Genomic DNA, 10,809 nt, shown 5'->3' with positions numbered 1-10,809 from the left:
GATCGCGCGACTTCGTGACTTTTCCTGGTGGCTCAGTTCCGGTCTTGGGCACCTTCGACGACGTCATCCAGGCTGTGCAGAAGTCGGATGCGACCACTGTCGCGGTAACTTCAGCAGAAGCGCTCGGTCACGCCGCCATGCAGAACCTCTCATGGGACCTCGAAGGCATGGACGTCGACATGCTGATCGCTCCCGGTGTCAACGACGTGGCCGGGCCCCGGATGATGGTGCGTCCCGTGGCCGGACTGCCCCTCCTGCACATTGACAAGCCACGATATGAAGGCGCCAACCAGTTCTTGAAGGCGGCCGTCGACCGCATGGGAGCGGCAGTGGCGTTGCTAGTGCTCCTTCCGGTGTTCGTAGTAGTTGCAACAGCTATCAAGGTCGATTCGCCCGGCCCGGTCTTCTACCGCGCGACCCGCGTCGGCTTGAATAACTCCGGCTTCCGTATGTGGAAATTCCGGTCTATGGCGCAAGGCGCCGACTCGCTGAGGACAAGCCTCCAGCATCGTAACGAGGGTGCGGGCATCTTGTTCAAGATCCGCGACGATCCCCGAGTGACGCGGGTGGGTGCATTCATCCGCAGGTACAGCATCGATGAGTTGCCTCAGCTATTCAACGTATTGACCGGCGAGATGAGTTTGGTGGGGCCTCGTCCGCCGCTCCCCGAAGAGGTCGGCCAGTACGACGGTCGAGTTGCTCGGCGGATGCTCGTCAAGCCTGGGATGACCGGACTGTGGCAAGTATCCGGGCGTTCTGACCTCTCGTGGGAGGAGTCCGTGCGACTCGACCTCTCGTATGTCGAGAATTGGTCGATAATGCAGGATCTGGTCATTCTGTGGCGCACGGTGAAGGCTGTGGTGGCCAAGGAGGGCGCTTACTGATGAGGACCGTCGGCCGGCTCGAGCATCCACGCGCCATGATCCCGGCGCATGCTGTTGAACTCGGGCAAAACGTTCTCGGTATTGACGTCGAGCAGATTGAGCACAGGCAACAACGGATTGCCGGAAAACTCCGAAGCTCGAAACCCGGAAGTTGTTCTGGTCTGGCGGAAGGTATACGACTCCAAGAATCGCCGCGGCGCGAGGATTTTCGAGATTGCCCAAGAGTTTGCTTGGTGCCTGCCATTGAATATTGCGACCGCACAGACATTGTCCGAGTACTCCTGGAATGAGTGAGAGGATATGGCACTCGATCCAGAGAAACCGGGCAGGCGTCGTTCGACGGCGCAACTTGTCTGATGGCCGGGTGGGGTCGAATTCGACTTTCTAGCATGGTGCTGGTTGGAACCAACGAGTATGACTCGTCAATAGGCACGTCCCTTTGCGTGTATGTGCAGCGCAACGACTAGGAAAAACAGAGGCGAGGATACAATGAAAAAAGCCTTGATTACGGGGATTACAGGTCAGGACGGCTCATATCTAGCTGAGTTACTCCTGTCCAAAGGCTACGAAGTTCACGGGCTGATTCGTCGCTCCTCATCGTTCAACACTTCGCGAATCGACCATTTGTACGTCGACCCTCACCAAGCGGATGCGCGATTGTTCTTGCACTACGGAGACCTGAGCGACGGTGCACGCCTAGTGACATTGGTGTCGTCGATTGAACCCGACGAAGTCTACAACCTGGCAGCTCAGTCGCATGTCCGGGTGAGCTTTGATGAGCCCGAGCATACTGGTAACACCACTGGCATCGGCGCGATCAGGTTGCTCGAAGCGGTGCGCCTGGCTGGCGTGAAGTGCCGTTTCTACCAGGCCTCGAGTTCGGAGATGTTCGGTGCGTCACCACCACCACAGAACGAGGAGACGTTGTTCTACCCGCGGTCACCGTACGGAGCCGCGAAGGTGTATGCATACTGGGTCACTCGCAATTACCGTGAGGCATACGGCATGTATGCGGTCAACGGGATCCTGTTCAACCACGAATCACCTCGGCGCGGTGAGACGTTCGTAACACGCAAGATCACGCGTGCGGCAGCGCGGATTAAGGCCGGGCTTGAGCAGCACGTGTACATGGGCAACCTCGATGCCGTTCGTGACTGGGGCTACGCACCTGAATACGTCGAGGGAATGTGGCGGATGCTTCAAGCCGATGAGCCGGACGACTATGTTCTGGCAACTGGCGGTAACCATTCCGTGCGCGACTTCCTGGTGGCCGCCTTCGAGCACGCAGGCTTGGATTGGGAGGAACATGTTCGCTTCGATGAGCGATACCTCCGTCCGACCGAAGTCGACGCACTGATCGGAGATGCTAGCAAGGCGGAGCGCATTCTCGGATGGCGTCCCACCGTGATGGCGCCCGGTCTTGCTCGGATTATGGTAGACGCCGACATCGCAGCTCTGGAGTGTGAAGGCAAACCATGGATCGACAGGCCGGCTCACGCGGACTGGGCCGCGTAAGGCGGGACGAGCGAGATGGATGAGACTGTTTGTCGAGTCGGACCGCTGGACAGGTCCGCGACGACCTACATTGCGGGACACCGCGGCCTTGTTGGTTCGGCGCTTTGGCGACTCTTTGAGAAGGAAGGCTTCTCCAGGCTTGCCGGCCGATCAAGTGCAGAACTAGACCTGACCGATCGTGCTGCGGTTTTTGACTTCTTTGAGGAGTTGCAGCCCGAAGTCGTCATCCTTGCGGCCGCCAAGGTTGGCGGGATCCTGGCCAACAGCACATACCCGGTCGACTTCCTCTCGCAGAACCTGCAAATCCAAACGAATGTCCTCGATGCTGCAGTCGCACAGCGAGTGCCGCGACTCCTCTTCCTCGGATCTTCGTGCATCTACCCGAAGCATGCTGAGCAACCCATTCGCGAAGACTCGCTGCTAACTGGTCCACTCGAACAGACTAACGACGCATACGCGATTGCAAAGATCACCGGAATCCTTACCGTTCAGGCCGTGCGGCGGCAGTATGGACTGCCGTGGATTTCCGCAATGCCTACTAACCTGTACGGCCCCGGTGACAACTTCTCGCCAACCGGTTCACATGTGTTGCCAGCGCTCATCCAGCGATATGATCAGGCACTCCGAAATAAGGCGGACCACGTCACCAACTGGGGGACCGGAACGCCCAGACGCGAGTTTCTCCACGTGGACGACATGGCGACAGCGTGTCTGCATCTCCTTAACTATTTCGACGGCCCACAGCAGGTCAATGTAGGAACGGGGGAAGATCATACCCTGAGCGAAATCGCCAGTCTGGTCGCCACCTCAGTCGGTTACACGGGCACGACAAGATGGGACACGAGCAAGCCAGACGGCACTCCCCAGAAGTTGCTGGACGTCTCGACGATCAGGGCAAGCGGCTGGATACCTACATGGTCGTTGTCTGAAGGGATATCGGACACCATCGAGTGGTACAGAGCGAACCAGTCGGTCATTAGACGTTGACAAGAAATAAATGCTCTCCGAGCATGCGGCCTCGGCGAGGCCGCATGCGATGCGAGATTGTGAGTCCCGGAGATGCTCCAGACCGTTTGAAACCAATACCACCTCGATGGAAAAGGAGGCTGAATCCATGACCCGCGTTTGGCGAAGCGCTCTTCAATCTAATTCCCCGCTAAACTCAGAGCGTGCACTCTCAGATGCAGATCGCACTCAAAATTCGACTTGTGCAGGCAGTATTGGCCCGGTCCGATTTCAGATGACCGATCTTCAATCTGCAGCAAAGTCTATTCTGGAAAAATGCGGTACCACGCCTGGGTATCCGATTCGATTGATCAACGCCTACTCGATATCATGTGCTGTTCGAGATCCGGAATACATGGCGGCAATGGCGGGTTATGGTCAGAATTATGCCGACGGTCTACCGCTTGCGTGCTACCTCAGCTGGACGGCAGATGGGAGACCACGAGCTAATCTCCGAGTACGCGGTCCTTCGCTCTTCGAGGCTGTACTTGAGGCAAGCCAGGGGACTGGAATTAGTCATTTCTTTTTAGGTGGATCACCAAGAACGTTGAATAAGCTCGAACAGAAAATCAAACAGCAATATCCCAATATATTAGCCGCCGGATACTATTCCCCTGGCATTTCCGAATTAGATGACGGGTTTATAGAGGAATGTCTCGAGGCGGTCAGACCTCATCCTGCGGACATCGTGTGGGTAGGTCTTGGGACGCCTAAACAGGATTTCATCTCCGCGATCTTATCGGAGCGAGTTGGGGCCACGTGTATCGGTATCGGGGCAGCTTTTGATTTTGTAGCCGAAACAACACCTCAAGCGCCGAAAGTCATTCAAGCCTCTGGTTTCGAATGGGCTTACAGACTGGCGACCGAACCCAGACGCCTCTGGCGCCGATACACGTTCGGGAGTTTTTACTTCCTAAGTTTTGTCGCACGCGATCTTGCAGCGAGGTTCCGGGTTGCGGAGACGAACGTGAATTCAGCTCACGGTAACAAGACTAAGACCTGAATCAGTGAGAGTGTACGGAAGGAGGTGGCCGGTATGTTCTTTGTAGTCACACCCGCCTTGAACTACGGACGATTTATTGCTGACTCGATCGACAGCGTACGTATGCAGGGAGTTCCAGCACGCCATCACATACAGGACGCTTGCAGTACCGATATTACGAACGAAGTAGTAGCACGTCACAGTTGGACTGGGCTGACAGTTGTGTCGGAAAATGACAACGGACAGTCCGACGCCGTAAACAGGGGAATGAGGCACCTCGGGTCTGAGAGAGTGATTTCATGGCTAAATGCCGACGAATACTACTTGCCATTTGCATTTCAGCGAGTGCAGAAGATCTTTGAGGACAACCCTGAAATAGACGTCGTTTATGGAGACTCCATTCACACTGACGCCAACGGTATCCCAATTAGATTAGTCGCGCAACACCGTTTCTCGCCGTTCGTCCTACGAACCTATGGACCGTATATTCAATCCGCATCAACTTTCTTCCGACGCGAGCTTTATGAAGAGGGACTTCTCGCCCTAGACGAAAATCTAAAGCAGGTAATGGATTTGAGCCTATATATCAAGCTAGCCGATCATGGGGCACGTTTCAGGTATTGCCGCACACCTCTGTCGGCGTTCCGACTGCATACCGGTCAGGTTACAGTCCGAAATGGCCGCGAGGTCGAGGACCTGGAGCGTGCCAAGATCGCTGGGGTGCGAAATTCCGGTACCCTGCGACTCGCCGGGCGAATAACACATGGAACCTTGAAAACGCTTAACGCCGGAATCCTGCGCGAGCGGAAGTTTCAAAGACAATATGTCCAGAAGCCCTCCAAGACTAGCGACGTGTTTGGAACAGGCGAATGACTGGTCAAATTGCAAACATAAGAGTTGCATTATTTGCGTTCGCATGCTCGCCTTCAGAGGGATCAGAACCAGGTGTTGGTTGGGAATGGCTGAAAGTCCTTTCGGAATTCGCCGATGTTGACCTCTATGTCGGACATAGCTCGACAGATTCAGATCTTGTTCGAGAAGTTGGGCGGCTCAACCATTCGATACAAATAAAGTGGGTATCTACCCCGTTTGATCGATTTGGCTACCGAAAAAGTCTGATCTACTTACAGTACGCATGGTGGCTTATCTCGCTTAGCGTGCACGTAGCTAGACACAAAGAAAATTACGATGTAGTACACCATGTCACTTATGCAAGTGATTGGTTACCGATGCCAGTTGTGAGGGGTGTACCGACTATATGGGGACCCGTGGGTGGTGCCACTTACACTCCTTCAGAACTCAAGAGATATCTCACCCTGCGGGGTAGCATCGCCGACTCGATGCGTCGTGTTATCGGAACTGGCCTTCGTTGCACCTTGACTCGGCCGACCATCAGGAGGGCTACGGTGGTCCTAGCGCTCAATTATGACACCAAGCGTGAACTTTTGAGGCTTGGCGCCCGCCGTGTCATTGTTATGCCGAATGCCATCATTAATTTTCCTGACCGAGTCGAGAGCGTTGGCATACGCTCGCCCAGTACGGTTCGAGACGGCGTATTGAATGCCATCTGGGCTGGGCGCATGCTCGACTGGAAAGGTGCGTGCATCGCAGTCGAGGCGGTTGCGGCAAACGCTATCAATGGCGGTTGGCTACTGGATCTGTACGGGGATGGACCTGAGAGGGAGCGGATTTCACGATTGATAGCGAGGCGTAACTTGCAGGGGTCGGCAACCATTCACCAACCTCTCGCCCGCGATGAGTTTGTGAAGTGTTTGGCGACTTACGACGTGCTCTTGTTCACAAGTCTGCATGACAGTTGCGGTTGGGTTGCGGCTGAGGCAGCTGCACTCGGTAAACCGGTGTTAGCGTTCGCGCATGGAGGTGCTCAGATTGTCGCCAGTTCCAACTTCCACGCTATAGATCCTTCAGATCCTTTGAAATCTATTAATCAAACGATGGCTGATATTTCGAACATAAGCGAAAACGATCGGGGCATTCGTATCGATTGGTCGTCCGATCGGATTGGCGCTGATATACGTGCCATATATGCCGAGGTGTTAAGTGACGATTCTACAAACCAGAAGTTTGTGGAACGAGAACGGCATCAAAATGATTAGGCATCACGGTAATCGAACCAGACCCCGGAGACTGCTTAGTGAGTGAGAAATTGTTGTGGCCTTCACCTCCAGGCAGTCCGCAATTCGGGTCTGGATCTGCCGATCGCAACGGCACTGCCTCTCACTTATCAGACTCTTCACTAGGCCAAGGGCAGGCGGGCCGGCTTAAGACCTTCGGAATATGCACTGGAGTCTGTGTAGCGATAGCGGGATCTTTCGTTACATACAGCCTGGGGTCTTTGCAGTGGTATGCGGCCGCGGTCGTCATGAGTGTGGTCACACTCTGGGTTCAGCGACCTTATGCGCGTCGCAAGCTGACAAGCTATCAGGTTCTAGGGATCCTGATCGTGGTGGGTTTTCTCGGATCTCTGTATGGTCGGGTCCTAGATGGGAATACTGCAAATTCTTTAGCCCTATTTGCGCCTGCGATAATCGTCGCTGTCGATTCCGTCTCACGTTGGAGCTTCGACACCTCTCGCGTGTTCGTTGCGTTCAAGGCAGCTGGAGTCGTATACGCAGTTTGCGTTATTGCGGTTCTTGGCTTTGGATTTGGACTTGCTGAAGCGGAGCATTTCAGGCACGAGAGCGCATATTTCCTCGCGCTGGGAATCGCGGGCGCGTTTGTCACTCGGGATGTTATCACCGGAGTCCTGATGGTTGTCGCTGGTTGGCTTTGCTTCGATGCGTATCCAGCGCTTACCTATGTCTTCGTGGCGATAGTCGTGGCATGCGTCCTTAGTCTTCATTATCTAAATCGCCGATTGGCGCGTGTCTTGGCAGCGATTTATGTCGTTGTCGGGCTGCTCGCTTTCGCGTTTAGGCGGATGATTTTGGCTGCTTCGTCGTCGTATTATGGCGACGTAGGAAAGGGGGACAATACACAGACTCGAGAAGTGCTCTATCGGATGGGGAGAGCTAGGGTGGCTGAGAGCCCGTGGTTTGGTTCGCTGTTTCGCGACAATATCGCTGTTCGACCGCCTGACGGCCTCACCGGTGAGTTCAAGCTGGTCCCCCTGCACGATGACTACTTGCAGCTTGCCGTCGGTGGTGGGTGGGTATTCTCGATTCTATTTGTAGGTGCAGTCTTGGTCGTAGCGGCGAGGGCAATGCTCTGGTCTATGGAGTTGAGCCCTCGGGATCCGAGACGTATGACAGTGACAGTCTGCTGCTCGGGTTTGTTGGCTATGCTCGTGACTGCAATGTTTAATCCGGTATTGTTTGTCGCCTATAATGGTTTGATATTTGGACTACTATTGATCACAATTAGGAATTTGCCTCCCGGCCAGTTCTTTGGCGTATCTTCCGAGATCGTATGAGCGCACTTCGAGCTGCTTTTCGTGTCCGCGGATCCTTTTGGGGAATCGCGGACCAGGGTGCCTACTCGGGTAATAGTTTCTTGCTCTCGATTGCCGTTGGGTACTCGTCTTCACCGTCGGAGTTTGGTGCATTCGCTATCGGTTTTTCCGTTTTTACTGTCGTTATTACAGTTTCTCGTTCGCTTCTTGTCATGCCTTATGTCCTCGAGTATCGAGCATCGACCGATAAAGGGTTGGCTGAGGGCGCCGTCGGATATCGGTGCGCTTTGAGTGCCGCCCTCGCATTTAGCTCTATATCTTTGGTCTTCGTATGGATTTCTTCATTGGTTCTGCCCGGCGATCTCTCGTCTGCCTTTGAGGTCCTCGCGGTCACCTGTTACGTTGTTGTGATTTACGACTTTTTCCGGTACACGACGTTGGTTCGATTTGGTACATACCGCATGTTCTGGATGGATTTCTTATGGTTGTGCGCCTTTGCAGTTTGCGTAGGGCTAGTGGGGCTCACGGATTCGAGTTCGATGGTTGTCGTCTTCCTTCTTTGGCCATTGACGAGCCTGGTGGGAGTTCTTGTTAGTCCGCGCGCAATATGGCTGCCTGGCCGCCTCCCATTGCGGTTTGTCTCCACTTGGCGTGAAAGGTATTGGGGGCACGGTCGAAATCTGGTGGGAGAGGCTCTTGTGACTAGCGGATCGCAAAGTCTCGTTGTGCTGCTATTATCAAGTCTATCGTCGGTGGGTTTCGCGGGCTCTATGCGTGGTGCTCAAGTCATACTCGGGCCAGTTGTGGTTGTGGAACAGGGCTTGCTTGCTTCAATCTTGCCAAAAGTGCTTGAGTGTCAGGAGTATGGAAAGTATGTGCGCATACGGGTGATGTCGATCGTGTTTTCAGCAATAATGTTCTTGGGCGTTATGATTTATTGTCTTATACTCTGTGTCGTTCCGTCCGAGTGGGTTGCCTCCCTACTCGGTGGCGTTTGGGATATTGGTAGGCAGTTTCTTATACCGATGTCATTATTGCAAGCATTTTCGGGGATTTCGCTGGGCGCGACGTTGGCTTTCAGAGGTTTGCGGAATTCGTCTAAGACGGTGGTGGTAAGATCGATTCTGGCGCCAGTTCCGTTTATTTTCAGTGTTCCGGCCCTGGTTTTGTGGGGTGAGACGGCCGCTATCTGGGCGCTTGTGTTTTCTGGGGCTCTCGGTGGAGTTTTTCTATGGGCCGTGTTCTTCTATGTTCGGGCGGACCTTGAGTCGGCAGCTTCAAGGGTTGGTACGGAGGTTCTTGACTGATGGATGATCGACACTCTCGCCAGCGGTTCATTGGTATGCTATTGCGCATCTTCGGTATGAAGTTCTCGGCAAATTCAGTCGCGCTTCAACTGTTTGGGGAGGTACTTTGGGTGCCGCTTCGCGATCCCGTAGATTGGAAGTAATTTGAACGCAACGCCCTATTCGCACCGGTCGATGGCGGCTGGTGAACGTGATATCGCTCATGAGTTGTGGTCTGTGATCCACCACCGATGGTGGTTGGTTGTACTCCTCTCCCTTCTGGGTGGTGCACTCGCGCTGTCCGCGAGTTTGATGCGGACCCCGGTGTATGCGGCGACCGCAACCCTGTACGTCACCGCTAATACAGGCCCTGGGGGAGCGCTTGAGGCATATCAGGGTTCGCTTGCCTCGCAACAGCGGGTTGAATCATATACTAAATTGGTCGAATCGGACGCGGTTCTGAATCGGGCTATTGCTGGTTCTGGTTTGCGTATTTCGGTGGATGAGGCGCGGTCCATGCTTGCGGCTTATACTACACCGGAAACTGTTCTTCTATCTATTTCTGCAAATAGTCCCGATGGCGATGGTGCGGTGGAGTTGGCGGATTCGGTAGCGGCGTCACTAGTGGACTACGTTAACACTCTTGAGACGCCGCCCGGTGGGGGTGAAGCTTCCGCTCGGTTGACGATTGTTTCGCCGGCTACTCTGAGTGAAGGTCCTATATCTCCGCGGATTACTCGGTCTACAGGTCTGGGATTCGTGTTTGGGGCGCTCGTTGGGTTGGCAGTGTGTTTTGGCTGGGAACGTTTTGATAACCGCGTTCGCTCTAAGGAGGATCTTGGGTTTGCTCTTGGATCGCCAGTGGTGGGTTCCGTGCCTGCTGATGAATCGGTTGGCAACGGGGGAGTTCTTGAATTTTCTGATAGTGGGACGGCGGCTACCGAGGCCTACAGAAAACTGCGGACAAATTTGGCTTTTGTGAATGTCGATAGTGAATTCAGTTTGTTGGGAGTCACAAGCCCTCGTCCGGGTGATGGAAAAACGTCGACCTCGTTGAATCTGGCAGCGTCGTTTGCTGAACTCGGACAGCGCGTAGTAGTCGTTGATTGCGACCTTCGTCGTCCCACTGTGGCGTTGCGAGTTGGAGCAAATGGCGGTGTTGGACTTGCGGACGTGCTCTCGGGTAGTGCAAGTCTGGTTGATGTCATTCAGCGTGACCGTATTCGGGATTTCGATCTGCTGGCTAGCGGACCGCCGGTACCGAATCCTTCGCAACTGCTGGCCTCTGAGAAGATGGGCAGAGTTCTTTCGGAGTTGCGTGAGCACTACGATTTAGTGATTTGTGATACACCGCCTGTACTCCTTGTTGCAGACGCATGTGTGGTCGGGCAGCGAGTTGACGGTTTGATTGTTGTTGCCCGCGCAGGCCGTACCTCGAGGAAGGACGTTGCTGACGTTGGCAGTCAGCTGAGTTCGGCAGGTGTGAGAGTTCTCGGTAGTGTGCTAAATAGAGTACCGGTCAATCCTGCTGAATATGGGTACGCGGGATACTCCGGCCGTGGGTATTCAGGTGACGGTATTCGGGCGCATTCTGATTTGGGCCAATTTGAGACGACCACTGAGCGTTGACGAGTCTGTTATGAAAAGGCGAGTTTTCTTAGCAGGAGGTTTGGGTACGCTTGTGATTCTGCTAGCGGTGGGAATATGGCTCTATTTTTCGGCAAG

General features: G+C 54.4%; 9 protein-coding genes. All 9 read left to right on the top strand.

Annotated elements, in window-relative coordinates; all coding sequences use genetic code 11:
• The coding region (locus tag GORHZ_RS16260) for a sugar transferase (protein ID WP_006334722.1) at positions 1 to 884 on the top strand (884 nt) is incomplete at its 5' end.
• Positions 885 to 1,373: 489 nt separating this feature from the next.
• Complete coding sequence (gmd, locus tag GORHZ_RS16255; protein WP_006334720.1) at positions 1,374 to 2,399, top strand: GDP-mannose 4,6-dehydratase; 1,026 nt, start codon at positions 1,374 to 1,376, stop codon at positions 2,397 to 2,399.
• A 15-nt stretch (positions 2,400 to 2,414) separates the two neighbouring features.
• Complete coding sequence (locus GORHZ_RS30125) at positions 2,415 to 3,386, top strand: GDP-L-fucose synthase family protein (protein WP_006334714.1); 972 nt, start codon at positions 2,415 to 2,417, stop codon at positions 3,384 to 3,386.
• Positions 3,387 to 3,396: 10 nt separating this feature from the next.
• Complete coding sequence (locus tag GORHZ_RS30120) at positions 3,397 to 4,407, top strand: WecB/TagA/CpsF family glycosyltransferase (RefSeq protein ID WP_083877324.1); 1,011 nt, start codon at positions 3,397 to 3,399, stop codon at positions 4,405 to 4,407.
• A gap of 33 nt (positions 4,408 to 4,440) precedes the next feature.
• A complete protein-coding gene (locus GORHZ_RS30115; RefSeq protein ID WP_006334711.1) occupies positions 4,441 to 5,259 on the top strand; it encodes a glycosyltransferase in 819 nt (272 codons plus the stop codon).
• 533 nt (positions 5,260 to 5,792) lie between these two features.
• Positions 5,793 to 6,503, top strand: a complete 711-nt coding sequence (locus GORHZ_RS30915; RefSeq protein ID WP_157205215.1) for a glycosyltransferase — start codon at positions 5,793 to 5,795, stop codon at positions 6,501 to 6,503.
• A gap of 266 nt (positions 6,504 to 6,769) precedes the next feature.
• Positions 6,770 to 7,819, top strand: coding sequence for an O-antigen ligase family protein (locus GORHZ_RS16235; RefSeq protein ID WP_157205214.1), 1,050 nt, complete (start codon positions 6,770 to 6,772; stop codon positions 7,817 to 7,819).
• 731 nt (positions 7,820 to 8,550) lie between these two features.
• A complete protein-coding gene (locus tag GORHZ_RS30910) occupies positions 8,551 to 9,105 on the top strand; it encodes an MATE family efflux transporter (RefSeq protein WP_157205213.1) in 555 nt (184 codons plus the stop codon).
• A 174-nt stretch (positions 9,106 to 9,279) separates the two neighbouring features.
• Positions 9,280 to 10,713 (top strand): tyrosine-protein kinase domain-containing protein, encoded by a 1,434-nt coding sequence (locus GORHZ_RS30105; protein WP_006334704.1) that lies wholly within the window; start codon positions 9,280 to 9,282, stop codon positions 10,711 to 10,713.
• Positions 10,714 to 10,809 lie beyond the last annotated feature (96 nt).

Source organism: Gordonia rhizosphera NBRC 16068, from assembly GCF_000298195.1.
Taxonomy (GTDB): domain Bacteria; phylum Actinomycetota; class Actinomycetes; order Mycobacteriales; family Mycobacteriaceae; genus Gordonia; species Gordonia rhizosphera.
The sequence above is the reverse complement of the archived record's forward strand: the minus strand, read 5'-3'. Positions and strand labels throughout refer to the sequence as shown.